The organism is Bacillus sp. SD127, assembly GCF_058566445.1.
Genome location: NZ_CP191226.1, coordinates 58,291 through 84,000 on the forward strand (window position 1 = coordinate 58,291; position 25,710 = coordinate 84,000).

The window sequence follows — 25,710 nt, forward strand, 5'->3', positions numbered from 1 at the left end:
AAAATTGAAATATAAAAAAGCATTATCATTTTTTTCGATAGAAGGGGAAAACGTATGGAGATCAGACATCTTGTCACGTTCCAAGCCATTGTAGAAATGGGAAGTTACACGGGAGCTGCTGCTAAGCTGGGTTATACGCAATCCACGATCACCACTCATATCCAAGCACTTGAGCAGGAGATCGGCGGCGCTTTATTTTCGTATGAAAAAAGAAATCTAAAGCTGACTCATTTAGGCAGAGAGTTAATCCCTTTGGCAGAAGATTTACTTTCTGCCCACGAACAGATCAAGAATATGAAGAGTGTTCATGAAATCAACGGAGTATTAAAGGTAGCCGCACCTGAGTCTTTAACGATTTCTAGACTAGGGCCAATCATAAGGGGATTTTCACTGAAATATCCTCATGTGAAGATTATATTAAGCAATGGGACATGCGGGGAAAACCAGGTAGATTTATTGAGCGGACGGGTGGATATTGCTTTTATGGTCTATCCAGCAATTAGCCCGGACAAATGCATTCATTATACTTTAACTGAGGAGAGGATTGTCCTTGTGGGCAGTCATGACGGACCGGATCATTTTGATGATTATAAACAAGATATCAGCGGCCATTTTTTTATCACAAATGAAGAAGGCTGCAGCTATCGATCAATGTTTGAAAGGTATCTTGTTAAGCATGACATCTGCAACGTTCAAACAATGGAGCTGTGGAGTATCGAAGCGATCAAACAAACGGTCATGAGCGGGCTTGGCTTTTCTGTTTTACCTTATGTGACAGTGAAAGAAGAGGTGGAAAGTGGTAAGCTGAAAATCCTTGGTCATTCTGAAGCTTTCGAACCGCTGTATTCCCATATGCTGATCAAAAAGAAAAAATGGCAATTGCCGGCGGCAGAGGCTTTTGCTGAACTTGTTTTACATTCGTTTCGTGAATCTGAACAGGAGTCTCTCGTTGGTATGTCCGGTGAATAGACAGGATGTTGGAAAAGGAGGAGTTGGTACGCTCACTCCTTTTCATATTAGTCATCCATTAAAATGCAGCTGAAACCTTGGGTTTTACAAACTTTACGAAAATACCCCGGACTAAAGGGCCCATTATTAATAATTGCAATGGGTAGGCTAAAATAAAGTTTTTCAGAACGATCATAAGGTAAGCGCTGAATAGGCTGTTCTCGTTAAGTCCATTCGACAAAGCTGCCGTGATTAATCCGAAAACAGACATGCAAAGTACCATACCAACCACCATACAAGTCGACATGGCAAGGACCATATATAATTTCTTAGACTTGTCGAACGGCATTTTGAATGTCATTTTTCTTGCGAGCGGACCGACTAAAAGTAAATCTAACAGTAACGCTACAATAAATCCAATGATCATCTCAAAAGCTGTAACCCATGAAAAATCACGAATGGCTCCGTTGATCACTGCATTGTAAATCGACATGACGCAGACCATTCCAAAGCACATCATCACGCCAAAGATAAGGCCTTCTTTTTTATTTGCTGGCATACAATCAATCCTTCTCTCAATAATCGGTGATTAGTATACCAATGAATCACACATGCTCATAAGTGACAAATTTGTGAACAATTTATTGGCCGGAATCGTCTTCTTTTGTCATCAGCACATGCGGAATACCATCCAATATAAATTCCTCTGATGCTGTCTGATAGCCGAGCTTTTCATAAAAGCCTGCTGCCTGTGTCTGACCGTGCAGTTTACATGTATAAATGCTTTTTTCTTTCACAATACGTTCTAACTCAGCGACAATCACTTTCCCCAACCCGAATTTGCGATAGGGCTTCAGAATGCAGATTCTTTCCAGTTTGCCCGCGTGATCAACGATACGCACACGCGCTGTGCCGACCGGCTGTTGTTCATGGTAAACCAGAATGTGCTGGCAATCCCCATGGAGTGTATCGAACTCATCGAACTCGTCGGAAACTGGACAGCCTTGTTCCTCAACAAATACTGTCTTTCTGATGTCAAACGCTGTATGTAAATCATGTTCTGTCGTTATTCTCTTCACATTCATGATTGATCCTCCTCTTTATCAGAAAAATGGCTGATGACATACTGTTTAAAGGTCTCTGCCACCGGGGATAAAAATCTGCCTTCTATCCAGGCGATTCCTATGACGCGCTGACATTCCGGCCAGCTGACACGAATTTTTGTGATTTTGCTTTGGTCTAACCCTTTAAGATCGGGCAGAATGGATATGCCAAGACCGGCTGCCACAAAACCTGCCGCAGTGGCTGCTTCTTCACCCTCAAACATAATGTTCGGTTGAATGTCCGCTTTCTCAAACAATTCATCAACCGTCATGCGAAGCGCATATCCTTTTTTCAATAAAATGAAACGCTCATCGGCGACTTCGGTCAGTGCAATGCTTTCTCGATGAGATAACGGATGGTTGTTTGGCACAAATACAAACAGTTCTTCGCTCCATAATTGTATCCAGCGGATCAGTTTTTCAGGCTTGATGGAGGCAAGGAGACAGAGATCCAGATCTCCGGATTTTAATCGTTCAAGCAGCCAATATGAATGGTTTTGCTTCAGCTGGAAGGTAATGTCGGGATATTTCTGCTGAAAGCTGCCGATTAAATCGGGAACCAGCGTTGTTCCTAATGTATGTAAAAAACCGAGAGACACTTCGCCTTGGTCAGGCTGTAACAAAGCTTGGATTTCTTCTTTCCCTTCGGTATATTCCTTCATCATGGCATGAACGCGTCTTAAAAATATTTCTCCGTATTTGTTTAGTTTAATCGAACGTCCTTGCCTGTCGAATAGCGGGACGCCTAAATGGTGTTCGAGTCTGGCGATTGAGCGTGAAAGCGCAGGCTGTGTGATCGACAGACTTTGTGCCGCCTTCGTGACGTGCTCCATGCGGGCCAGTGTTTGAAAATATTCAAATTGTTCCCATTCCAAATCGTCAACACCTCCTACATTACATTTAAGCATGAAATGGATATTTATTATGCATTATACAACATATATCAACGGTGCTAAGATAAATGTATAAACAGACTCGAGGATGTTTGAAATCGCAAGAAATAAAGGATGGGTGTTTATGGAGTGCAGTCTTCAACAAAATGGTGAGGGGCAGATAAAGTCCCGATGACATACATTCAAAAAGGCACACCGGTTTTTCGTAAAATTACGTTTGCTTTCTTTGCTGCAGGTTTTAATACATTTGCCATTCTGTATTGTGTACAGCCGCTTATGGAGGAATTTACGCGGGAGTTTCATGTGACCCCTACAACAGCGAGTCTTTCTTTATCTGCTACAACAATGCTCTTAGCTGTCAGCATGCTTGTTTTCGGTTCGTTGTCAGAGGTATGGGGACGTAAGCCGATTATGGCTGTATCCATGCTGGCCGCATCCGTTCTCTGTCTGGCGTCGGCCTTCAGCCCGAATTTTCATACGCTGCTCGTATTGAGAACCATTCAAGGGATTGCGCTCGCTGGTCTCCCTTCGATTGCGATGGCTTATCTTGGAGAAGAAATTGAACCCGGAAGCCTTGGGTCGGCGATGGGGCTGTATATCAGCGGAAACGCGATCGGCGCCGTTTTTGGAAGGATTGTTTCAGGGCTCTTGAGTGAGTACTTTACTTGGCATATAGCGATGGGGTCAATTGGTGTGATCAGTTTGATAGCGAGTATGATATTTTTTATGAATTTGCCTCAATCGACCCATTTCACGCCGAGAAAACTTGAGATCGGTCAGTTGGGAATGTCTTTAATCAGCCACTTGAAGGACCGGAAACTGTTAAGCTTGTTCTTCATTGGTTTTTTGCTTCTCGGAAGCAATGTTGCATTGTTCAACTACATTGCGTATGTGCTGTTAGCACCGCCGTATTCCTTTAACAAAGCGATTGTCAGCTGGATATTTATTGTGATGATTGTCGGGATTTTCAGCTCGTCTTTTATTGGAAGAATGGTCGATCAATACGGTTATCATAAAATACTGATGATGAATATTTTTATCGTGCTCGCAGGTGCATTATTAACGTTAAACGGCGTATTAGCAGTAAAAATTCTGGGGATTGCTCTTTTTACCTTTGGTTTCTTTGGAGGGCATTCAGTCGCCAGCAGCTGGGTTGGACGGAGAGCCCTGCATAACAAGGCGCAGGCCTCATCGCTGTATTTGTTCTTTTATTACTCAGGTTCAAGTATCTGCGGAACAGTCGGCGGCGTGTTTTGGTCTGCTTTTCATTGGCTGGGTGTCGTCGGTATGATCACGTTCATGCTGCTGTTTGCTTTCGTGCTGTCGGTATTTCTGGCAAGGAGTGAAAACGTGTCGGGCAGCGCGCTATGACTGATTTAACATGTCCTGAGGTGCAGGGCAGTAAATTGAAATGATGGTGACAAAAAAAGGACCTCTGGCGGGTCCTTTTCTTATTGGCTGTTGTTCCAATGGGCCGGGATCTTTAAAGTAGGCGGAAGCTTTGTGCGAGAATTGCCTTTTGCAGCGTTCACTTGTGCCTGCGTTAGAAAAATGCTTCCTGTCAGGTCAGCTCCGCTTAAATCAGCATCTCTGAGATCAGCGCCGATGAAATCTGTCATTCTCAGATCAGAATGTCTCAGGTCGGCTGCTATGAGCAGTGCTCCTCTGAAGTTTGCTCCTCTTAGATCAAGCCCTTTCAGTTTCGCGCCGATCAGGGCGCTTCCCCGGCTGATTTTTTTCGGGAGTTTTTGATTGCGGGCTTGGGCACGCACCAGCTCACTCGTTTTTAACAGCCATTCATTAATCTCAGCTCTATGCTCGGACACATGTAGGTTCAGCAGGTTTTCCGCGCTGAGCCTGGTGAGTTTGTCCGTCTTTTCGAAACAAGCCCGCAACTCACGGTGAATGGGCTTGGCTGCCTCTATAGAAAGAGCTTCATGTAAATACCAAAGCATCTCATGCAGCTGCTGCATAATTGGAAAAATGTCAAACATCTCTTTCGCGGATTCCGGGTTTTTTCGCCAATCCTTTCCCTCATAAGTAATTTGGGATACCTTTTGACCGGCGCCAAAGCATTCATAAGCTGAGCAGCCTCGAAATCCTCTTTCTCTAAGAGCTTCATGTATGGCACATTGATAGTTTGATTGTAAGTTGCGGCAAGGCGTTCCGCCATCTTTATCAAAAGCAAAATCGGCCGATTTCGCATAAGGCAAGGCAACACAGCACAGGCCAAAACAATGTTGGCAATCTGCGCTTATCTCATGCTGTCTATTGTCATGTAATGTGAATTCCACAGACAATATCGTTCACCCCTTCACTCGGGAACTTTGTAAAATATAGGTTTTGTTCGTGCTATTTGCATTATATAGGAAATAGGTATACTTTTCATTTTATTTTTTCATGATCAACCCCTCAAACAATGTATAATATATCCAACCGTGATGATGGGGAGGGAACCTTTTGGAACAGCAAATTAAAGAGATCATTTCTGCTTGTGATGTGGCTATCCGGAACGAAAATTTTGATACACTGATGAATTACTATACAGAGGATGCCATTTTAGTTGTGAAGCCTGGCATGATCGCACGCGGTAAAGAAGAAATCAAAAAAGCGTTTATTGCGATCGCAAATTATTTCAATCATCAGCTTGTCCCGACGCAAGGGGAAATGGTCATTTTGGAAGCAGGCGACACTGCTCTGGTCCTTTCTCAAACGCTGCTTGAATCGGATAAAAAGGATTCCGAGTATGCGATGGAAAGAAGGGCGACCTATGTGTTTAAGAAGAATATGCAAGGTGAGTGGCTTTGTGCAATTGATAATTCATATGGTACGGATTTAATTTAGTTTATAGTGCTTAGACATTCTGAAACAAGACGGGCTGCATGTGATCTGCTGTGTACTTTTCCTGCATATAATGATTCATGAAGGTGAATAGGAAAGGGTGAATTCAATTGAATCCATACAACAGCAGAATGGCACCTTATTGGGTTTATCATGGCGGAGAATCAACGCTTTACCAGTATCCATATGTCTATAGGCAGCCCGGTTTCTCGCGCGCCATTATTACTGCAGCGCGGGGTGATGTGACCGGTGATGGAGTCGCTGATGAAGTCTTCCTTACTGGCAATCAAACGTCAGGCAGTCCGCTATGGAGAAATATCACTTTGGTGATACGTAACGGCAAAACACATCAGGAACGGCAAATCCAGCTTCATAACAATATCGGATACAATCCGTCACTTTTTCTGGCTGATGTGACAGGCAATAAAACGGAAGATGTGGCTGTTGTAATCGATACCGGGGGAAGCGGAGGCTCTATCTATGCATATGTATTTGCCTATATGAACCGGCAGTTCAGGCAGATTTTCAATTCGGATTCTTTTAATGATGAATTCAAGTACAGTGTGAGCTATCTAAATCAATATAAAGCGAGCGTGGTCAGTCAACGCCAGCATGAACAATATATACTGGATCTTACTTACAAAGGCAGTGACTATTTGAATGAAATTTATACGAATCAGGGTGTTTTAAAAGCGCCGATAGAAGGCTGGGTCAATCCTTTATCCGGCTTGTATCCGGTTGATTTCAACAGAGACGGCGTATACGAATTGCTGGCGTATCAGCGGATCGCCGGAAGGTATAACGCCGACTCATTGGGATATGTTCAAACCGTATTGAAATGGAACGGGCTGAATTTTGGCGTTGACCGGCAGAATGTATCGATTGTTGGCGGTGCCGCAACTTGAGCAGAGGGAATGCGTTAGTGGCAAAGACTCACGCTACAGGTGTTCTGCAACGACGGTCAGATAATAAGATAAACCGGTTTGCTGCTCTTCTAACATTCCTCGATGAAAATCATCCTGCATAAAAAATCGCGTTTGTTTTACGTAATCTTCTTTGCTTGTCGGATGTCCGTTTTGATTCAGGAACGTAATATGATTCATGACATGCTCTTGCACGGCAGGGTCATGATACGTCACGCCGCTTCTTAAAAAATCAGCCATTCCATCAAGAAAATGTTTTGCCTCTATCGCCATTTTGTTCATTTCATCTACATTGATAGCGTGGGTATCTACTTCAAAATCGTAATGCTCTTTTAAATGGGTCATTTTGTTCCGCTAAAGATTGTTTCCATTCGTCAGCGGTTTCAAATCCTTTAAACATTACCTTATGATCCATGTTCTCACCTTTTCTTGTGTATTCTAAAGACGTATTGACCGTTTGAACGAAGCGCTGGTACTTTTTAATTTTCTTTTCAAACAGCTTTTTTTGCTTTTCTAATGTGCCAGTTCTGTCAGCATCCTCATCTAATAACCTTTTTATTTCTGACAAAGGAATATCTAATTCTTTGTAAAAAAGGATTTCCTGCAGTCTTTTTAGCTCGTCGGCACCATAGTACCGATATCCGGCTTCGCTGATTTCTTTTGGGACCAGCACGCCGATTTTGTGGTAGTGATAAAGCGTTTTGATTGTCACGTTCGCAATGTGCGACAGTTCTTTTACTGTTACCTTCACAACTCAATTCCTCCTTCCTCTATCACTATGAGGCCTTACCTTTGGTTGGAGTCAAGAATAAAAATGATGTTATTTTTACCCGGAGAGAATGGGATATAGCCCCCGAGAAAGCTGTTATATGATCAAAGAAAAGAGTGCTTGCACACAAGCACTCTTTACTCTAACTTAATTCTTTTCACATCTCCTAGCACAAACACGTAAAAAATCAGCCCGAGCAGCAATACAAAACCGGCAACAAGGAAGCTGAGCGTAAAGGAACCTGTCACATCAAACAAATATCCCGTGAGTGAAGCGGCGATTATGCCTCCGAATAGGTTGTTTGCCAGATTTACCATGGAACTCAGCATGGAAACGGAGCCAATCGGGGCCAGTTCTGCGGAGATGGACCAGCCGACCGGAGCCGTTGCAGAAACGCCGGCGAGGCCGATTGAAATGCAGATAATCGCGACGGTGATATTATTCGTCAAAATGGAGCCTAAAAAGAAAAAGCCGAAGCTCATCCCTACAATGATCACGGTTCGGTACACCTTGGTGTTGGAATAGCCTTTTTTGATAAGGTAATCGACGAGCCAGCCGCCGACCACAATGCCGGAAATGGTTGAGATCAGCCACGGCACGGCGGTGAATAAACCGGATGACATGAGATCCATTCCGTATGTATGCTTAAAGAAAGTCGGAAGCCATGTAAGCAGCAGGTTGAATGTATAGCCGTACCCCGTAAATCCGATCATTAAGCCCCATACTTTACGGTTGGAAAACAGTGCTTTTAAAAGCGGGACCGTTTTATAGGGGATTTGTTCTGTTGTGATTGTATTGTGTTTCTGAATATAGTTTAATTCGCTTTTGGAAATGCGTTTGTGCCGTTCAGGCTGCTCATAGTACTGCCAGAAAAAGATGGTAAACAGCACATTGATGCATCCGATTGTTAAAAAGGCGACCCGCCAGTCAAATGTTGTGACGAGAAAGGCGACCAGCGGCGCTCCGATTACATTTGAAAATTTGGCGGCTGAATCAAACAGTGAGTTCGCCAGACCCCGTTCGCTTGGCGGAAACCATAGAGCGGTTGCTTTGGAAGCGGCGGGGAACGCCGATGCGCTTGTCAGCCCAATGAGAAATCGGAACACATATAAGAGCAGTTTTCCTTGTAAAAAAGCGAGAATGATCGTTAAAATGCTCCAAACCGTCATTCCGATTCTTGTGACCCAGGCCACGCCAAACCTGTCCAATAAACTTCCGACGGGCAGCTGCATCAGTGTGTACGAATATGTGTAAATCGAAAACACAATGCCGAGTTCAGTTGCTGTGAGGTGAAACGAATCTTGTATCGCCGGGGCAGCTACAGAAATGGCCACTCGATCAAAATAATTAAGAATGATAATGCCGCTCAGTAACGAAGATATATACCACCTGGTATGCCCGGGCCGTTTCACGCGCTCTTGACTCATGATGAAAACCTCCTCTGTCATAGCATGATCTCCGGATGTAAATACCATTCAAATTTTAAATACCACAGCTCTCTTTTATGTAAACGGACAGCAGGAATTTGACTGGAAAAGCCCATTGCTTTAGAATGAAAGTAATAAAAATGAACACTCCAAAGGGGAGTAGCTTTCACAGTAAAGTCGTCATTACGGGACATGGTGTCCTCGGCTTTGCTGGCAATTTGATTGTTAGCGAGACCTTTGCCAAATCTGATTTGGTGAAGGTCTTTTTGTTTCTGAACTTCACCAAATCGGTGGAGTTTTTTTCATTTTTATCAAAAAAGGGAGAGGAGATTTACGATGTCTAAGCTGAAGAAATGGCTGAAACGTGAATTGGTGAAGAAGGGGCTGCCATTAGCGAAAGAGAAATTGATTCCGATCTTAAAAGAAAAAATGAAGAAGAAACGATAAGGGGGCAAACAATGAAGAAAATGGTTCTGACGGTTTTGGCCGGCGCGGGTCTTTTGGGGGCAGGCGGATGCGGAATACTGGATCAGGTGAATGACGGGCTGGATTATACAAATGAAGCGTCAGCTTATGTGGAAAAGGTGAAGAGGTTTGCAGAGGAAGCGCCTGCATTGGCTGAGGAAGCTGTAAATGACACTGAGGCGAAAGAAAAACTAGAGACACAGCTTGAGTCTATTCAAAAGGAAGCGGCTGATTTTAATGAATTAACACCGCCTGATGCCGCAGCGGAGCTTCACAACACCCTGCAGGAGCATAACGACACATTGCAAAAAAGTGCGGAAGACGTCTTGCAGCAAGTGGAAGAAGGAAAGGTATCGCTTGAGGAATTGGAGCAATCCGAATTGGTCCAAAACGCTAAGCAAATGACTGATGTGATGGGGCAAATTGAAAAGCTTGGCGAATAAGAAAAAGCATCCCGGGAGGGGACTGACCCCATAAGATGAGACAAATAAAAAACACCTTCAAGTTTGAAAACGGATAGTTGTTATCCGAAATAAGACTTGGAGGTGTTTTTTGTATGGGAACAAGAATGAGTTATCCGATTGAAGTCAAACAGAAGGCTGTAGAAATGAGATTGGCAGGCGTGCCTATGAAAGCGATCATGCAGGAATTGAATATCAAGAATAAGACGCAGGTTCAGACATGGGTTAGATGGCATAAAGCTGGGGATACACATCGATTTGAACAGCCTGTTGGTAAGCAATACACTTACGGAAAAGGTCCGGAGTATTCTTCCGAATTAGAGAAACTGCAGGCAGAGAACCGTTATCTGAGACAACGAAATGAAGTTTTAAAAAAGTACAACGAATTGGAAAGGAAGTTGATAGCCAAACGTCAGTCGAACTTGTAGAAGTATTGCACGGCACAATGACCGTACAGAATATCTGTGTTCATTTAGGTATCTCACGAGCGTCTTATTATCGTTGGAAGAAGAACCTGATGAAAGATCATCCCAAGCGCCATTTGGAAAAACAAATCGGCACGTTGTGCCGAGAGCACAAGTATCGATATGGATATCGAAAAATTACAGCTATATTAAAAAAGGAAATGCGTATTAACCATAAAACGGTTCAGCGTATCATGCAGAAAAATCAGTGGCAGTGCCGGGTTAAGGTGAAAAAGCGCAAGAAGAATGGGCAGCCATATGCCGTGGTTGATAATATATTAGATCGGAACTTTCAGTCCGATCATCCTCTTGAAAAACTAGTAACGGATATCACGTATTTGCCTTATGGACAGAAACAATTGTATCTTTCCAGTATATTGGATGTATACAATGGAGAAGTAATTGCTTTCACGATTGGAGATAAGCAGGACACAGACTTTGTCTTAAACACACTTGATCAGCTGCCAACACTGCCTCAGAACTGCGTGTTACATAGTGACCAAGGATCTGTGTATACATCTTATGAGTATCAGAAAGCTGTTAAAACAAAAGGCATTACCATGAGCATGTCCCGCAAAGGGACGCCCGCTGATAATGCCTCCATCGAATCGTTTCATTCCTCACTAAAGTCTGAAACGTTCTATCTTAACAGCATTGATCGAACCACGACCGCCATCGTAGAACGCACTGTCAAAGAATACATTTATTATTATAACAACATTCGTATTCAAACGAAACTAAACAGCCAATCACCGATAAGCTATCGGCAATTGGCTGTATAAAAGGTGTTTTGATCCCTGTCTCAAAAACGGGGGTCAGTCCCGGAGCGGGATGCTTTTTTATTATTCTGCAATCGCGTCTGTTAACACAGGAACGACTTGTTTTTTACGAGAAACAACGCCTTTAAGAAGGGCTGTGTTGTTTTCTAATGTGACGTTGAATGCTTTTTCCACTTTGTCCGCTTCGTTACCGATTGCAAGTGCAAGTGAATCGTTTTCTAAGATGTCTGTGATCACAAGAAGGAACAGATCAAGGTTCTTCTCAGCCACAACTTTAGAAATCACTGCTTCTAACTCAGCTTGGCGCTTTCTCACATCTTCAATATCCACTGTGTTGACTTGTGCGATTTCGACTTTTTTGCTGCCGAGTGTGAATTCTTTTGCATCAAGAGAAATCAGCTCTTTAACTGTTTTTTTGCTTAAGTCAGCGCCGGCTTTCAGCATGTTTAAGCCGTATTCTTCAGCATCTACGCCAGCGATTTCAGCAAGTTCTTTTGCTGCCGCTACGTCTTGATCAGTGCAAGTTGGAGATTTGAATAACAGAGAGTCAGAAATGATAGCAGACAGCATAAGGCCGGCAATTTCTTTCTCGATTGTTACGTTATTTTCTTTGTACATTTTGTTTAAGATTGTAGCAGTACAGCCGACAGGCTCAGCACGATAGTAAAGCGGCTCAGCTGTTTCGAAGTTTGCGATTCTGTGGTGGTCGATGACTTCAAGAACCTGAACGTCTTCAATATCCTTGATGCTTTGCTGGCGTTCATTGTGGTCAACAAGGATAACGCCGTTCACTTCGTTTGCAGCTGTTTCTACAAGACGAGGGCTTTCTTGTTTGAAGTAATCTAGCGCGTATTGTGTTTCGCCGTTGACTTGTCCAAGTCTGACAGGCTCAGCGTTGAAACCGAGTTTGTTTTTTAAATCAGCGTAAGCAATAGCAGAGCAAATCGTATCTGTGTCTGGATTTTGGTGTCCGAAAATAAGTATTTTTTCCATGATAACTCCTTATCCTTTTTTAAGTAGTGTAAACATTCTTTTTATAGTTTAACACGTCTTGCTGCGGGTGTAATCATGCAAACCCTTAAAAATTGATGTGAATAAAAAGCATTTTTTTTGAGTGGAAGAGGAAAGGTGTGTAAAATACTGGGTAGGTCAGTTGCAAAATGATCTGTAGTATCAAAAAAGGTACTATTGGAGGGTCGAACATGAGCCGAAAAAATAATATTTATCCGAACAAAGAAGGCTGTCCAGTTGAATTTACACTAGATGTCATTGGCGGAAAGTGGAAAGGAATCCTTTTTTATCACATGATAGATGGCAAGAAACGGTTCAATGAGTTTCGCAAAATCTGCCCGAGTATTACCCAACGAATGCTGACCCTGCAGCTTCGGGAGCTTGAAGCGGATGGCATTGTTCATCGCGAAGTTTATCACCAGGTGCCGCCCAAGGTCGAGTATTCTTTGACAGAATTCGGGCGAACGCTTGAGCCGATTGTATTGCAAATGAAAGAATGGGGTGACGCCAACCGAGAAGTACTGGAGGCGCGTCGTTCGAACAGTTTATTAAAAGAACAGCAGAAGTAGCAGCAAAGGGAGAGCCTTTGCTGCTTCTTTTATTTCATCGAAATGGCTTTATTGGCGTTTCTGACGTCATTTTTTAACAGATCAGAAAGGTTGTAAGATGGGTAGTATCCATGCTGATACATGTATTGATAAACCTGCGCATGCAACTTAATGGCAGCGTTTAGCTGTTTGACAAGTACGGTTCTTAATTGAGGTGTTGCTGTTTCTGTAATTGCAATGGCATAGCTGCGGACAGATGTTTTGGCAAAGCCGAGCAGGTCACCGCTGTAAAATGGATTATCCGCGCGCTCTTCTTCTTCATCATTGCGAGGCATCGGCGCCTGAGGGAAGAACGGGAGAAGCTCTTTTAAGTTTTGCTCAACGGCCTGAATGGACACGCTATAAAGCTGCCTGAGCTGAGGATCTCTAACTTCTCTAATCATTTTCTTCAGTTTAATGAGCCCGTTTGCCTGAAAAGCAACCAGCTCATGCATCTCTAATGTTTCATGCCAAGCCAACGTTCTGCGTTCATCCATGTAACAAATCTCCTTTATCAATCAGAATCTGTATCAGCATATGCCCAACGTTCAATGTTGTTCATGATGTTTTGAAGTTTTTAAAAAGGGAAATTCACCTTATATAGGCTACGGGTTGAGAACATCCAAAAAGAGGTGAAACACGATGTGGGACATGATAAAGAACTTTTTCTTGTTTAGCAGCGGCGTTCTGCAAGCAACAACCCTTTTACTTGTGATTTTAATATTTGTGTATGTCAGAAAAACGAAGAAGAAAAACAAAGAATCTTCTGGTTTTATGGATGATAAAGAATAAGAAGTGATGGGCATTCTTTTAAAGAATGTCTTTTCGTTTGCAATGTTTCACATGAAACATTGGCGTCATTTTACTTGCGATTTGGACTTATGTTAAAATATAAAAGTAATTTTAGAGATGATATGAAAACATTGGTGCAAAACATGTTGCGGCGATGAAAAAAAGAGCAGTCGTTTATGCTGCTCTTTTCTATTCGTATGTTCAGTATGATACGAGGTGACTAAGTGAAACAAACAAGAGCATTAATGGAAGGTGCTATTTTAATCAGTTTGTTTGCGATCATCACACTGTTGGTCGTTTATGTTCCATTGATTGGAACAATTCTGTTATTTGCACTGCCGCTGCCTATGATCCTTTATACGATCAGACACGGATTGAAATTAGGATTATGGATGGGCGCTGTCAGTCTTCCTGTTGTCTTTATTGTCGGGTCCTTTAACGGACTTATTGTAGCTTTTATGTCAGCTTGTGCGGGCATTGTCATGGGGCATTTTTTCAAAAAAAGAGAACCTGGTCATGCTATTATTTCGGGTGCCCTTATTTATATGCTTTGTATCGTGTTCTATTTTGTGATAAGCATTCAGTTTTTGGGTATCAATATCATTGATGAAGCAATGACACAATACCGGCAATCACTCGATATCGTTGAATCCGTTTTGAAACAATCGGGTAATGCTGAAGAGCTTGAGAAACAAATGAAACTGATGGAAGAACAATTGAGTACGGTTCAATATCTTTTTCCAACAGCTATCGTGATGGTAGGAGCCATTTTTTCTTTCCTCAGTTACCTTATCGCTAAGCCGCTCTTAAGGCGATTCTCCCCCGATATTCCTAGTCTAAAGCCTTTTAGAGAGTTGAAGTTTCCGCAAAGTGTTGTAGTGCTGTATTTGTTGATTGTCATTCTTTCATTTCTGCCTTTAGAAAAAGGCCAAATGCTGTACTCTATCGCTTTAAATGGGGAGTTTATACTCGGGTTTCTTATTTTTATCCAGGGTTTATCATTTATCTTTTTCTATTGCCATAAGAAAAAATATCCGAAGGCAGTCGCCGTCATTGCAGTCATTCTTGGTTTTCTGCATCCGATTTTTATGGCAGCCATTCGCATTTTAGGCGTTATGGACATGGGCTTTAACATAAGGAATAAGGTGAAGTGAATATGAGTTGTACTCACATGGTGGGGAGTGATAGAAATGCCAAGCTTTTATGAAAAACCGTTGTTTCGGTATCCCATCTATGCATTGATTGCTTTGTCAATCATTACAATCCTCATCAGCTTTTATTTTAACTGGATCATAGGAACCGTCGAAGTGTTGCTGCTTGCAGTTATACTGTTTTTTATAAAACGTGCGGATTCTCTTATTCGAAAAGAGATTGACGCTTATATTTCTACGTTATCCTACAGGTTGAAAAAAGTCGGTGAAGAGGCATTGATGGAAATGCCGATCGGCATCATGCTTTTTAATGATCAATACTATATAGAATGGGCAAATCCGTTTCTCTCTTCTTGCTTTAATGAAAGTACTTTAGTGGGGAGATCACTTTATGATACGTGTGAATCAGTTGTGCCGCTCATCAAACAAGAGGTAGAATCGGAAACGGTTACATTGAATGACCGAAAATTTAAAGTGGTCATCAAACGGGATGAGCGTCTGCTTTATTTCTTCGATGTGACGGAACAGATACAGATTGAAAAGCAATATGAAAATGAAAGAACTGTGCTGGCCTATATTTTCCTTGATAACTATGATGATGTGACGCAAGGATTAGACGACCAGACGAGAAGCACGATGAACAGCCAAGTGACATCTTTGCTCAACGCTTGGGCGCAGGAGTATGGAATATTCCTGAAAAGGACTTCATCAGAACGTTTCATCGCTGTGCTTAATGAACACATTTTAACCGAACTTGAAAATTCGAAGTTTTCGATTCTGGATGAGGTACGGGAAAAAACTTCATTTGACGGCGTTGCGCTGACCTTAAGCGTTGGTGTCGGAGCTTCGGTCTCATCGCTGAAAGAGCTTGGCGATTTGGCGCAATCCAGTCTGGACTTAGCACTGGGCCGCGGCGGAGACCAGGTAGCCATTAAGCTGCCAAACGGAAAAGTGAAGTTTTACGGCGGTAAAACGAACCCGATGGAGAAGCGAACAAGGGTGCGCGCCCGCGTGATTTCTCATGCTTTAAAGGAAATCGTTTCTGAAAGCAGCAATGTGATTATCATGGGTCACAAATTCCCCGACATGGATTCTATCGGCGCGGCGATCGGGATATTAAAGGTGTCACAGGCAAATAACAAAGATGGATTTATTGTGATTGATCCGAATCAAATCGGTTCAAGTGTGCAGCGCTTGATTGAGGAAATTAAAAAATATGAAGATCTGTGGTCAAGGTTCATTACGCCTGAAGAAGCGATGGAAATTGCCAATGACGATACGCTGCTTGTCATCGTGGATACACATAAGCCGTCGCTTGTTATGGAAGAACGGCTGGTAAACAAAATTGAACATATTGTGGTCATCGACCATCACCGCAGAGGCGAAGAATTTATCAGAGACCCGCTGCTCGTCTATATGGAGCCGTACGCTTCATCAACAGCGGAATTGGTGACAGAGCTGCTTGAGTATCAGCCGAAGCGCTTAAAAATCAATATGATTGAAGCAACCGCCCTATTAGCTGGTATAATAGTGGATACAAAGAGCTTTTCACTCCGCACTGGCTCGCGGACCTTTGATGCAGCTTCATATTTAAGAGCGAAAGGCGCCGATACGGTGCTTGTGCAGAAGTTCCTCAAAGAAACCGTTGATTCCTATATTAAACGGGCGAAGCTGATCCAGCATACGGCCCTCTATAAAGAGAACATCGCGATTGCGTCTCTGCCTGAGAATGAGGATGAATATTTCGATCAAGTGCTGATTGCGCAGGCTGCGGATTCACTGCTGTCGATGAGCGAGGTTGAGGCTTCATTTGCGGTAGCGAGACGTGATGAACAAACTGTTTGTATCAGTGCGCGGTCTCTTGGCGATGTGAATGTTCAGATCATCATGGAGGCGCTGGAAGGCGGAGGACATTTAACAAATGCGGCGACTCAGTTATCCGGCATTTCAGTAACAGAAGCGCTGGAGCGGCTGAAGGGCGCCATAAATGAGTATTTTGAGGGAGGCGTACAAAGATGAAGGTTATTTTCTTACAGGATGTAAAAGGAAAAGGAAAAAAAGGCGAAGTGAAAAACGTAGCAGACGGTTATGCGCATAACTTTCTGATTAAAAAAGGCCTCGCGGTAGAAGCGAACGCGTCAAACATCAGTGTACTAAACGGTCAAAAGCAGAAAGAGAAAAAAGAAGCCATCGCAGAGCTTGAGCAGGCAAAGAGCTTAAAAGAAACATTAGAAAAACTGACTGTTGAGCTCAGCGCGAAATCAGGTGAAGGCGGCCGTTTGTTCGGCTCTGTCACAAGCAAGCAAATTACTGAACAGCTTCAAAAAGACCATAACATCAAAGTGGATAAGCGGAAGCTGGAACTGCCGGACGGCATCCGTGCGTTAGGATATACAAACGTTCCTGTGAAATTGCATCCTGAGGTGCAGGCTGTGTTAAAGGTACATGTGAAAGAAGAAGCTTAATAGAAAAGAGGCTTGGATTGATCCAAGCCTCTTTTTTTATTCTGCGAGATAAAGGGTTTGCTGGCTTTCTCCGCCACCTTTCATGCCTTGCTGGCTGCTTGTGCTGCTCGAGGAACTGCTGTACTCGTCAGAAGATATTTCTTGACCGTGTTTCTTGATCCAAGAAACGAGCTCAGTATTGCCTGAGTTAGTTTCTGACAGCAGGAAGTATTTCACTTTGCCCTCATTGACCAGTTTTTTCAGCTCGGAGACAGTCAGAATCGGATCTGTTCCGTTGAAGCCGCCGAGTGCCATGACAGATTCATCTGTATTGATGATATAAGGCGCAGCCGTTACGGTTGTCAACGTAGCAAATAAATACTTTTCGCCGGTATTATGCTCCCTCAGATAAGACAGGAGACCGGTGTCCATTTCTGAGGAGAACATGTTTCCTCCGTTTGCCGAGCTTTTAAGCTGCGGGCCGGATTCAGGAAGAACGCTGTTGCCCCCGTATAAAAGCGGCGTTGCTGACCAGTAGATTGGTGCGAGGAGCAGCACACATAAGCTGACTATGGTTAGCTGTTTGCCAAAAGGATGACTGCGTTTGAGCATGAGCAGAGCAATGGTGATACCGAGTCCTGCGAGTCCAAGTACATACATCCACACACTGCCGATTTGGCTTGTATAAGCACTGAAAATATACACTTGGAATGCGGCTGTAATGAAGACGGCCGCTGGCAGCAGGCAGCTTGTCCAATCTTTATTGTTTTTGTATAGGCGATACATTGTATACCATCCGATACCGGAAAGGGCGGCAATCGGCGGTGCCAGCATAATTAAGTAATACTGATGAAAGAATCCCGCGATGCTGAAGAAACCTGCCACAGGTATGAGCCATGCTGTCCAGAATAGCGTTTCTTTCATTTCATTAGTCTGACCGCGACGATTACGGTACCAGCTGACAATTACACCAAGTAATCCGATCAATGCGAATGGAAGCATCCAGCTGATCTGGCCGGAAAGAGCAGATTGGAAGAGACGAAGCGGTCCTGCATCACCTGTGCCGAACATGTTCATGCTTTTTCCGCCGTTTGGTCCTCCGTTCCCTAGTCCGCCTGTTGGAGGTGTGCCGCTCCCTCCATTGGAAGTGTCGTTTTGTCCAGAAGGCGGCTGAGGAGCCTGTGCATTGCCCCCGAAGGAACCGTTGCTGTTTTGATTTCCGGCTGCCTTACTGTTTCTGTTCTGAGATGAAGAGGTTCCGCCAGAAGATTCATTGTGATTTGGCGCTTGCATCGTGCCATTATTCTGCATGTTACCGCCGCCTGCGCCATTCATATCACCGCGTGCAAGGCCGGTGGTTTGCCCAAGCAGCCGCTCTGTGCCGTTATATCCGAAGGCGAGTTCTAACACAGAGTTTGTCTGGCTGCTTCCGATATACGGCCGGCTGGAGGAGGATGTTGAATCCACAATAACCGCCCATGAGAGCGATATACCGGTTAGGAGGATAAGAGACAGAATCAGCGATCCTGTTTTTTTCTTTAGCGAAATCCGAGAAGCAATCAGGTAGAATAACACAAATGCAGGCAATACCATAAAGGCTTGCATCATTTTCATATTAAATGCAAGGCCGATCAGGCCAAAAGCTGTCAGGAGCCAAACGAGCTTGCCTTGTTTGGCCGCCCGAAGCAGGCATGATGAACCAAGCAATAAGGTAAAGACAAGCATGCTGTCAATGTTGTTTGTACGGCTGACGGCGACTGCGATCGGTGTCAGCGCCATGACAAGCGCGGCGGCGCGGGCCGCTCCAATGCCAAATGTCGGTTTGATCATTCTGTACAGAAGGAATACCGATCCAACCCCGGCGAGAGCCTGAGGAATGATGACACTCCACGTATGAACACCAAAGATCAGCGCGAAGATCGTTTGAATCCATAAAACAACAGGCGGCTTATCAACTGTTACAAATCCGGAAGGATCAAATGACGCATAGAAGAAATTGTGGAAGCTTTGCGTCATGCTTTTCACCGCTGCCAGATAGTATTGGTTCGCAGCGTCATCCTGCCAAATGTGATAGGTGTTGAGAAAAGCCGCTGCAAGCAAAATAACAATAAGGACTGTGTCGAAACGTTTGGTTTTCATCGTTTTTCGCCTCTTTATGATGTCTTATTGTAAAAAACAAATATGAAAAACTTATGAATAAACCATAAAGATTCAAAGAATGTCTGACAGTTTTTCCATAAAAAAAGAGGCGGAGACATCTTCCCCGCCCTTTTTCTACGCTGAATTTCTCTTTCTCTCTGTCTGAAGGACGTATCGATCGCGTCCAGCCCCAAGTCCTGCTGTTCCCATGACGATTAAAGCAGCAATAAGAAGCACAATCGGCATTGTCCATGAATGTGTCTGGTCAAAGAGATACCCGACAAAGATCGGCCCGACGGCTGCAAGAAGGTAGCCGAATGACTGTGACATGCCTGACAGCGCTGCAGCCTGATACGCATTTTCACTGCGGAGCCCAATGAGAGTGAGTGCCAGACTAATGCTGGAGCCTTGTCCGATACCGATAATCACCATCCAGATGGCAAGCATGGCATGGCTGCCGCCCGTTAATAATCCGCATAGACCGATCAGATAGACTGCGGTCAGCGCTGCAACGATCCCGCGCTGATGTTTCACGCGGTCAGCTAAAACCGGTGTCAGAAAAGTGGAAGGCAGACTCGCAAATTGCATGAGTGATACAAGCCATCCGGCGGTTGACGTATCAATCCCGTGTGAACGGAGAATCTCAGGAAACCAGGCGATACTGCTGTAAAATAAAAATGATTGCAGGCCCATGAAGATGGTGACGAACCATGCCACTTTGGAAGCCCAAATCGGACTGGTTTTAAGCTGCGGCGTCTGGTTGGACGCATCCCGATGGCGGAGCTGAGGTATCCAAATCAGCAAGGCTAGAAATGCTAAGCCTCCCCATAAAAGAAATCCCTGTTTCCATCCGCCATCCAACTGGGACGCTAAAGGTACGCTGATACCTGATGCTAAAGCAGCGAATATATTCATTGATGTCGTATACAGGCTGATCATGAGCCCTGGCTTTTCAGGGTATTTATGTTTGATTAAGCTTGGCAAAAGTACGTTTCCGATCGCAATTCCGATTCCGATAAGTGCCGTTCCGAAAAACAAAGCGGCAGTATAGCCGGCAGAGCGAATCAAAACACCGACAAACAGTACCAGGAGACCAAGCCATAAGGTTCGCTCATTTCCAAGACGACGTCCTAGCTTAGGCGCGAGCGGAGAAAGAACGGCAAACGAAAGCAGCGGCAGTGCGGTCAAAAAACCGGCTGCCCCATTGGACATGTGCAGCTCGGTCCTGATGGAGCTGATGACCGGCCCGACTGAAGTGATTGCGGGTCTTAAGTTAAACGCGATAAAGATAATACCGGCAATCAGCCAAAACGATTGGATTTTTTTATTTTGTGGATGTGGCAAAGCAGTTACTCCTCTTTTCTAACATATACTTAATATCATTCCGATACATGTAAGCAAGTGCAGGTTATGATTTGTCCTCTTTCTGCAATTCAGCCATTTTGGCAAGCAGAATATGTTGAGGCATATGCATGATCTGTTCAAGCGGCAGATTCAAAGACTCTGCAAGCTTTTGTGCAGTTTCAGCAGAAATTTGCAAAGGTCTCACAAAGATCCCTCCTCTCTTTTGTCCATTGTACAAGAATCAGATGTGAAACGTAAGAAGATATCACAAAGGGATGGTGCATTCGGAAAATGCCCCTTATAAAAGAGATAAGGAGGGTTCATCATGAACAAACCGTTATCATTATTAAAACAAATGCTGTATGAGCATCAGATAGACACAGAGAAAGCTGTCACATTGGAAGAATATATTGCATTGCGGCATAAGCTTCAGGAGCTGATGGGGAAATTTGCTTCCTTTGAAGAATGGGAGCTGTATCAAAAGGCGGCGGATCTCATGATGCGTATTGGATTCAAATGGATGGAATAGCGTGGTACGCGCTAAAAAAAGCCCCGCGGCAGCGAAGGCTTTCAGTTTGTTAGAAAGAGAGTTCGTCTTCCACATTTTTATGCTGGTCATAAATCACAAGCTTTGCCGGGCTGTTCTCTTTGGCTACCTGCTTCGCTTTTTCAATAGCGGCGTCTTTTGAGGTGTATAAAGCTGTAGGCGCCACATTCTCCACTTTGATAAACCAGCCGTCCGCATCGACGTTGGGTGTTACGGCGTATTTTTTCAGCATCATTCATTCCTCCCTCAAGTTTTATCAGTTTTTTTCCCAGCCTGGCACTGTCCGAAACTATCCAATCTGCTGACTGAAAAAAATGGGAAACAAAGAATTTTTCTATTTTTTTTCTGGATAAATGGTAAAATGGAGTTTGGAGATTTTTTAATGAGAGGACGGTGCTTAGCATGACAGACCTTCTGAATGATCGGCTGCCGCCGCAAAATATAGAAGCCGAACAAGCCGTGTTAGGCGCTATTTTTTTACAGCCGTCTGCTTTAACACTGGCTTCAGAGGTATTGATTCCAGATGATTTCTATAGAATGTCCCACCAAAAAATTTATAATGCGATGCTGGTGCTCGGAGACCGCGGTGAACCGGTTGATTTAGTTACGGTGACGTCAGAGCTTGCCAACACGGATCTGCTGGAAGAAGTGGGAGGCATATCGTATCTGACTGATATCGCAAACTCGGTGCCGACAGCGGCTAACATAGAATATTACGCAAAGATCGTTGAGGAAAAATCAATTCTTCGCCGGTTAATCAGAACAGCGACAACAATCGCTCAGGACGGATATACCCGCGAGGACGAGGTCGAAGATTTACTCAGTGAAGCGGAAAAAACGATTATGGAAGTGGCGCAGCGCAAAAATACAAGCGCCTTCCAAAATATCAAGGATGTCCTTGTTCAGACGTATGATAACATCGAGCAGCTTCACAATCGAAAAGGCGATATTACCGGGATTCCGACAGGGTTTTCTGAGCTTGATCGGATGACTGCCGGATTCCAGCGAAATGACTTGATTATTGTGGCTGCCCGTCCGTCAGTAGGGAAAACGGCCTTTGCCTTGAATATCGCGCAAAACGTAGCGACGAAGACCGACGAGAGTGTAGCCATTTTCAGTCTTGAGATGGGTGCCGAGCAGCTCGTTATGCGTATGCTTTGTGCCGAGGGAAATATCAATGCCCAAAACCTTCGTACAGGAAATCTGACAGAAGAGGATTGGGGAAAGCTGACGATGGCGATGGGAAGCCTGTCCAACAGCGGAATTTATATCGATGACACACCGGGTATCCGTGTCAGTGAAATCCGTGCCAAATGCCGCCGTTTGAAGCAGGAAAGCGGTCTTGGCATGATTTTGATCGATTACCTGCAATTGATCCAGGGAAGCGGCCGTTCAAAAGATAACCGTCAGCAGGAAGTATCAGAAATTTCCCGTGAACTGAAATCGATCGCCAGGGAGCTTCAAGTCCCTGTTATCGCGCTTTCTCAGCTTTCGCGTGGCGTTGAGCAGCGTCAGGATAAACGTCCGATGATGTCTGATATCCGTGAATCAGGAAGTATTGAGCAGGATGCGGATATTGTCGCGTTCCTTTATCGTGATGACTACTATGACAAAGAAACTGAGAACAAAAACATTATCGAAATCATTATTGCCAAACAGCGTAACGGCCCGGTAGGAACCGTGTCTCTTGCGTTCGTAAAAGAATACAATAAATTCGTCAACCTGGAACGGCGTTTTGACGACGCAGGTGTTCCGCCCGGTGCGTAAACCCCAAGAGCTTCTTCTTGGGGTTTTTTTCATCCAAAAGACGGAGGAGAAACCAGCCACTTAGCTGATGTAAAAATGAAAACGTTTTAATAAAATGAGACAAAAAGGAGAGGGTAACAATGAGAAAGCGTTTTTCACAATTTCATGCCGCACAAATTAGGATAGCAAGACCTACGGGCCGGCTTGATCAGATCATTCGCTTTTATGAAGAAGGGCTGGGCTTAAAACGAATTGGTGAATTTCATCAGCATAATGGGTTTGACGGAGTCATGTTTGGCCTCCCGCATACCGATTACCACTTGGAATTCACCCAGCATGACGAGGAAAGAACAGCCCCCGTTCCCCACCCAGACAGCCTGCTCGTCTTTTATGTGCCGAGCGAAGAAGAAATCAAAGCCATCACTGCAAAATTAAAAAGCATGGGCTATCAGGAGGCTGAACCTGAGAACCCGTACTGGAGTCATGGAGGGGTGACGATAGAGGATCCAGACGGCTGGCGGATCGTGTTCATGAACACAAAAGGGATTTCAGGCAAGTAATCCTTTCTCCTGCTAAAGGATAAAAGTTTCATGAGCTTTTCAAGGCAAATCTTTAAGAAAACGCTTCTAAAGTCAATTAAAGCGAACGAATTTGGATTCACAAGAATTTAATGTTCGGATTTACAATTGACTTTCTGTTTCTTCACTGATAAACTTGATTTGTTTGAATAGAATCGTTTTTGAAAGGTTAACGGAGGTGCACGGACATGTCTTCAGTAGTTGTAGTAGGTACGCAATGGGGCGATGAAGGGAAAGGTAAAATCACAGATTTCCTGTCAGAAAATGCAGAAGTGATCGCCCGTTATCAAGGCGGAAATAACGCAGGGCACACCATCAAGTTTGACGGAGTCACATACAAGCTTCACTTAATCCCGTCTGGAATTTTCTATAAAGATAAGACGTGTGTGATCGGAAACGGAATGGTTGTAGATCCAAAAGCATTAGTCACAGAGCTTGCGTATCTTCATGAGCGCAACGTCAGTACAGATAACCTGAGAATCAGCAACAGAGCTCACGTGATTCTGCCGTATCATTTGAAGTTGGATGAAGTGGAAGAAGAGCGAAAAGGAGCAAACAAGATCGGCACAACGAAAAAAGGAATCGGCCCTGCTTATATGGATAAAGCAGCCCGAATCGGCATTCGTATCGCAGACTTGTTGGATCGTGACGCGTTTGCGGAGAAACTCGAACGCAATCTTGAAGAAAAAAACCGTCTGCTTGAGAAAATGTACGAGACAGAAGGATTTAAAATAGAAGATATCTTAGATGAGTATTATGAATACGGACAGCAGATTAAGAAATATGTCTGCGATACATCCGTTGTTTTAAATGATGCGCTTGATGAAGGACGCCGCGTGTTATTTGAAGGCGCACAAGGGGTTATGCTTGATATCGATCAAGGAACATACCCATTTGTTACGTCATCTAACCCGGTTGCCGGCGGTGTCACCATCGGTTCAGGTGTCGGCCCGACAAAAATAAAGCACGTAGTCGGTGTCTCAAAAGCCTATACGACTCGTGTCGGCGATGGTCCTTTCCCGACTGAGCTGAAAGACGAAATCGGCGATCAAATCCGTGAAGTCGGACGTGAATACGGAACAACAACAGGCCGCCCGCGCCGTGTCGGCTGGTTTGACAGTGTCGTTGTCCGCCACGCCCGCCGTGTCAGCGGAATCACAGATCTTTCATTGAACTCAATTGACGTGTTAACAGGTATTGAAACACTGAAAATTTGTGTGGCTTACCGTTACAAAGGAGAAGTCATCGAAGAGTTCCCTGCAAGCCTTAAAGCACTTGCAGAATGTGAACCGGTTTATGAAGAAATGCCAGGCTGGACTGAGGATATCACAGGTGCGAAGAGCCTCAGCGAGCTTCCGGAAAACGCGCGCCACTATCTTGAACGTGTGTCTCAGCTGACAGGCATTCCGCTTTCTATTTTCTCTGTCGGTCCAGACCGTTCACAGACAAATGTCCTTCGCAGCGTGTACCGTGCGAACTAAGCAGAATACCCGCAAGCCCCTGTTTTCAGGGGCTTGTTTTTTGTTTGAAAACTGCAGATAAGTTGGTCTGAGAAAAAAATATGAAAAAAAACCAAAAAAGTTATTGCCACTTCTATTTGTTCGTGATATTATAAATCTCGTTGTTACGGAAACTGCTTCAATAGAGTACAAGATGAGAACTTGATCCAAGTCGTTTGCTCTATGAAAAATCCGGCATCTTAAGAGCCATTAGCTCAGTTGGTAGAGCATCTGACTTTTAATCAGAGGGTCGAAGGTTCGAGTCCTTCATGGCTCACCATTTTTGTGAAGGCCCGTTGGTCAAGCGGTTAAGACACCGCCCTTTCACGGCGGTAACACGGGTTCGAATCCCGTACGGGTCATTGATTTACTTTAGCGTTATTGCTAAATTCCTTATTTGTCTGCGAGAGTTGACACGACAGCTCTCCAGACAAATTACTGTATGGTCCGGTAGTTCAGTTGGTTAGAATGCCTGCCTGTCACGCAGGAGGTCGCGGGTTCGAGTCCCGTCCGGACCGCCATTTTACTTTACTTAGTAGAGAAAAATAAATCATTTGGCTCGGTAGCTCAGTTGGTAGAGCAACGGACTGAAAATCCGTGTGTCGGCGGTTCGATTCCGTCCCGAGCCACTTACCAAACGCATCTGCAATCGTAGGTGCGTTTTTTCTTTATAAAAAAGATAAACATGCGGAGTGTTATAATAGAAGAAAAAGGGAGAACCGGCCCTGCGGCCGGTTCAAAGAAGAAGACGTCAATGAAATGACGCACGCAGGTGAGGGGAGGTTTCATTTAAATTATC

At 44.2% G+C, this 25,710-nt stretch carries 26 protein-coding genes, 4 tRNA genes and 1 pseudogene; 19 read left to right on the top strand and 12 right to left on the bottom strand.

Translation table 11 applies throughout. From position 1 onward, the window contains the following. Positions 1-54 precede the first annotated feature (54 nt). Positions 55-969 (top strand): LysR family transcriptional regulator, encoded by a 915-nt coding sequence (locus ACQVGS_RS00370; protein ID WP_151174676.1) that lies wholly within the window; start codon positions 55-57, stop codon positions 967-969. Between the two features lie 58 nt (positions 970-1,027). Here ACQVGS_RS00370 and ACQVGS_RS00375 read toward each other — a convergent pair whose 3' ends face one another. From ACQVGS_RS00375 to ACQVGS_RS00385, 3 genes are all read right to left on the bottom strand, one after another. Continuing rightward, entirely contained in the window at positions 1,028-1,507 is a 480-nt protein-coding gene (locus ACQVGS_RS00375; RefSeq protein ID WP_106019892.1) for a DUF2798 domain-containing protein, read from the bottom strand. 82 nt (positions 1,508-1,589) lie between these two features. Then, positions 1,590-2,033 carry a GNAT family N-acetyltransferase gene (locus ACQVGS_RS00380; protein ID WP_095712568.1) on the bottom strand — a complete coding sequence of 148 codons (444 nt, stop codon included), beginning with the start codon at positions 2,031-2,033 and terminating at the stop codon, positions 1,590-1,592. Continuing rightward, positions 2,030-2,926: a LysR family transcriptional regulator gene (locus ACQVGS_RS00385; protein WP_101859645.1), complete on the bottom strand. Its 897-nt coding sequence runs from the start codon at positions 2,924-2,926 to the stop codon at positions 2,030-2,032. Before ACQVGS_RS00385 ends, ACQVGS_RS00380 begins: the two co-directional genes overlap by 4 nt. 189 nt (positions 2,927-3,115) lie before the next feature. Here ACQVGS_RS00385 and ACQVGS_RS00390 point away from each other — a divergent pair, with 189 nt between their 5' ends. Next, a complete protein-coding gene (locus tag ACQVGS_RS00390) occupies positions 3,116-4,315 on the top strand; it encodes an MFS transporter (RefSeq protein ID WP_106021831.1) in 1,200 nt (399 codons plus the stop codon). A gap of 80 nt (positions 4,316-4,395) precedes the next feature. Here ACQVGS_RS00390 and ACQVGS_RS00395 read toward each other — a convergent pair whose 3' ends face one another. Continuing rightward, a complete protein-coding gene (locus ACQVGS_RS00395) occupies positions 4,396-5,244 on the bottom strand; it encodes a pentapeptide repeat-containing protein (protein ID WP_254517975.1) in 849 nt (282 codons plus the stop codon). Positions 5,245-5,404: 160 nt separating this feature from the next. Here ACQVGS_RS00395 and ACQVGS_RS00400 point away from each other — a divergent pair, with 160 nt between their 5' ends. Beyond that, entirely contained in the window at positions 5,405-5,788 is a 384-nt protein-coding gene (locus ACQVGS_RS00400; RefSeq protein WP_263463744.1) for a YybH family protein, read from the top strand. Between the two features lie 107 nt (positions 5,789-5,895). Next, positions 5,896-6,690 carry a YybI family spore inner coat protein gene (locus tag ACQVGS_RS00405; protein WP_263463745.1) on the top strand — a complete coding sequence of 265 codons (795 nt, stop codon included), beginning with the start codon at positions 5,896-5,898 and terminating at the stop codon, positions 6,688-6,690. A gap of 33 nt (positions 6,691-6,723) precedes the next feature. On the opposite strand, the pseudogene ACQVGS_RS00410 reads toward ACQVGS_RS00405, so the two are convergent. Together ACQVGS_RS00410 and ACQVGS_RS00415 are read right to left on the bottom strand one after the other, a co-directional pair. Then, positions 6,724-7,459: pseudogene (locus tag ACQVGS_RS00410) on the bottom strand (MerR family transcriptional regulator). A 155-nt stretch (positions 7,460-7,614) separates the two neighbouring features. After that, positions 7,615-8,925 carry an MFS transporter gene (locus ACQVGS_RS00415; RefSeq protein WP_038954331.1) on the bottom strand — a complete coding sequence of 437 codons (1,311 nt, stop codon included), beginning with the start codon at positions 8,923-8,925 and terminating at the stop codon, positions 7,615-7,617. Positions 8,926-9,362: 437 nt separating this feature from the next. Here ACQVGS_RS00415 and ACQVGS_RS00420 point away from each other — a divergent pair, with 437 nt between their 5' ends. Then, positions 9,363-9,812, top strand: a complete 450-nt coding sequence (locus tag ACQVGS_RS00420) for a DUF6376 family protein (protein ID WP_263463746.1) — start codon at positions 9,363-9,365, stop codon at positions 9,810-9,812. A 113-nt stretch (positions 9,813-9,925) separates the two neighbouring features. Then, positions 9,926-11,076, top strand: a protein-coding gene (locus ACQVGS_RS00425; protein ID WP_188323054.1) for an IS3 family transposase whose coding sequence is annotated in 2 segments (ribosomal slippage) — positions 9,926-10,199 and positions 10,199-11,076 — 1,152 coding nt in all. Because the reading frame shifts where the segments join, the coding sequence is not laid out codon by codon here. A 60-nt stretch (positions 11,077-11,136) separates the two neighbouring features. Here the strand turns inward: ACQVGS_RS00425 and ACQVGS_RS00430 are convergent. Then, a complete protein-coding gene (locus ACQVGS_RS00430; protein WP_491830670.1) occupies positions 11,137-12,066 on the bottom strand; it encodes a manganese-dependent inorganic pyrophosphatase in 930 nt (309 codons plus the stop codon). 209 nt (positions 12,067-12,275) lie between these two features. Here ACQVGS_RS00430 and ACQVGS_RS00435 point away from each other — a divergent pair, with 209 nt between their 5' ends. After that, positions 12,276-12,653 (top strand): winged helix-turn-helix transcriptional regulator, encoded by a 378-nt coding sequence (locus ACQVGS_RS00435; protein ID WP_024123528.1) that lies wholly within the window; start codon positions 12,276-12,278, stop codon positions 12,651-12,653. Between the two features lie 29 nt (positions 12,654-12,682). Here ACQVGS_RS00435 and ACQVGS_RS00440 read toward each other — a convergent pair whose 3' ends face one another. Continuing rightward, positions 12,683-13,168: a spore coat protein gene (locus tag ACQVGS_RS00440; RefSeq protein ID WP_127696224.1), complete on the bottom strand. Its 486-nt coding sequence runs from the start codon at positions 13,166-13,168 to the stop codon at positions 12,683-12,685. 145 nt (positions 13,169-13,313) lie between these two features. On the opposite strand from ACQVGS_RS00440, the gene ACQVGS_RS00445 reads away from it, so the two are divergent. From ACQVGS_RS00445 to rplI, 4 genes are all read left to right on the top strand, one after another. Then, positions 13,314-13,463 (top strand): hypothetical protein, encoded by a 150-nt coding sequence (locus tag ACQVGS_RS00445; RefSeq protein WP_010332611.1) that lies wholly within the window; start codon positions 13,314-13,316, stop codon positions 13,461-13,463. Positions 13,464-13,687: 224 nt separating this feature from the next. Further along, positions 13,688-14,617 carry a YybS family protein gene (locus ACQVGS_RS00450; protein ID WP_024123526.1) on the top strand — a complete coding sequence of 310 codons (930 nt, stop codon included), beginning with the start codon at positions 13,688-13,690 and terminating at the stop codon, positions 14,615-14,617. Between the two features lie 36 nt (positions 14,618-14,653). Further along, positions 14,654-16,633 (top strand): cyclic-di-AMP phosphodiesterase GdpP, encoded by a 1,980-nt coding sequence (gdpP, locus tag ACQVGS_RS00455; protein WP_491830674.1) that lies wholly within the window; start codon positions 14,654-14,656, stop codon positions 16,631-16,633. Continuing rightward, positions 16,630-17,079: a 50S ribosomal protein L9 gene (gene rplI / locus ACQVGS_RS00460; protein ID WP_010332608.1), complete on the top strand. Its 450-nt coding sequence runs from the start codon at positions 16,630-16,632 to the stop codon at positions 17,077-17,079. Before gdpP ends, rplI begins: the two co-directional genes overlap by 4 nt. Positions 17,080-17,115: 36 nt before the next feature. Here the strand turns inward: rplI and ACQVGS_RS00465 are convergent, their stop codons facing one another. The 3 genes from ACQVGS_RS00465 to ACQVGS_RS00475 form a co-directional block, all read right to left on the bottom strand. Continuing rightward, entirely contained in the window at positions 17,116-19,197 is a 2,082-nt protein-coding gene (locus ACQVGS_RS00465; RefSeq protein ID WP_491830676.1) for an ArnT family glycosyltransferase, read from the bottom strand. 135 nt (positions 19,198-19,332) lie between these two features. Beyond that, positions 19,333-20,541, bottom strand: a complete 1,209-nt coding sequence (locus ACQVGS_RS00470) for a CynX/NimT family MFS transporter (protein WP_188323418.1) — start codon at positions 20,539-20,541, stop codon at positions 19,333-19,335. A 64-nt stretch (positions 20,542-20,605) separates the two neighbouring features. After that, on the bottom strand, positions 20,606-20,746 hold the full coding sequence (locus ACQVGS_RS00475) for a YycC family protein (RefSeq protein ID WP_003242786.1): 141 nt from the start codon (positions 20,744-20,746) through the stop codon (positions 20,606-20,608). Between the two features lie 120 nt (positions 20,747-20,866). Here ACQVGS_RS00475 and ACQVGS_RS00480 point away from each other — a divergent pair, with 120 nt between their 5' ends. After that, positions 20,867-21,070, top strand: a complete 204-nt coding sequence (locus tag ACQVGS_RS00480) for a hypothetical protein (protein ID WP_059335329.1) — start codon at positions 20,867-20,869, stop codon at positions 21,068-21,070. Positions 21,071-21,119: 49 nt separating this feature from the next. Here ACQVGS_RS00480 and ACQVGS_RS00485 read toward each other — a convergent pair whose 3' ends face one another. Then, positions 21,120-21,320: a DUF2188 domain-containing protein gene (locus ACQVGS_RS00485; protein ID WP_038954329.1), complete on the bottom strand. Its 201-nt coding sequence runs from the start codon at positions 21,318-21,320 to the stop codon at positions 21,120-21,122. Positions 21,321-21,490: 170 nt separating this feature from the next. Here ACQVGS_RS00485 and dnaB point away from each other — a divergent pair, with 170 nt between their 5' ends. The 7 genes from dnaB to ACQVGS_RS00520 all read left to right on the top strand — a co-directional run bounded on the left by dnaB (position 21,491) and on the right by ACQVGS_RS00520 (position 25,540). After that, positions 21,491-22,855 carry a replicative DNA helicase gene (dnaB, locus tag ACQVGS_RS00490; RefSeq protein ID WP_010332602.1) on the top strand — a complete coding sequence of 455 codons (1,365 nt, stop codon included), beginning with the start codon at positions 21,491-21,493 and terminating at the stop codon, positions 22,853-22,855. A gap of 119 nt (positions 22,856-22,974) precedes the next feature. Continuing rightward, a complete protein-coding gene (locus tag ACQVGS_RS00495; protein ID WP_101865082.1) occupies positions 22,975-23,394 on the top strand; it encodes a VOC family protein in 420 nt (139 codons plus the stop codon). 206 nt (positions 23,395-23,600) lie between these two features. Continuing rightward, positions 23,601-24,893 (top strand): adenylosuccinate synthase, encoded by a 1,293-nt coding sequence (gene purA / locus ACQVGS_RS00500; protein WP_101859653.1) that lies wholly within the window; start codon positions 23,601-23,603, stop codon positions 24,891-24,893. Positions 24,894-25,115: 222 nt separating this feature from the next. Further along, positions 25,116-25,191: transfer RNA gene (locus ACQVGS_RS00505), tRNA-Lys, on the top strand. A gap of 10 nt (positions 25,192-25,201) precedes the next feature. Continuing rightward, positions 25,202-25,273, top strand: a tRNA-Glu gene (locus ACQVGS_RS00510). An 82-nt stretch (positions 25,274-25,355) separates the two neighbouring features. Next, positions 25,356-25,432, top strand: a tRNA-Asp gene (locus tag ACQVGS_RS00515). Between the two features lie 35 nt (positions 25,433-25,467). Then, positions 25,468-25,540: transfer RNA gene (locus ACQVGS_RS00520), tRNA-Phe, on the top strand. Positions 25,541-25,710 lie beyond the last annotated feature (170 nt).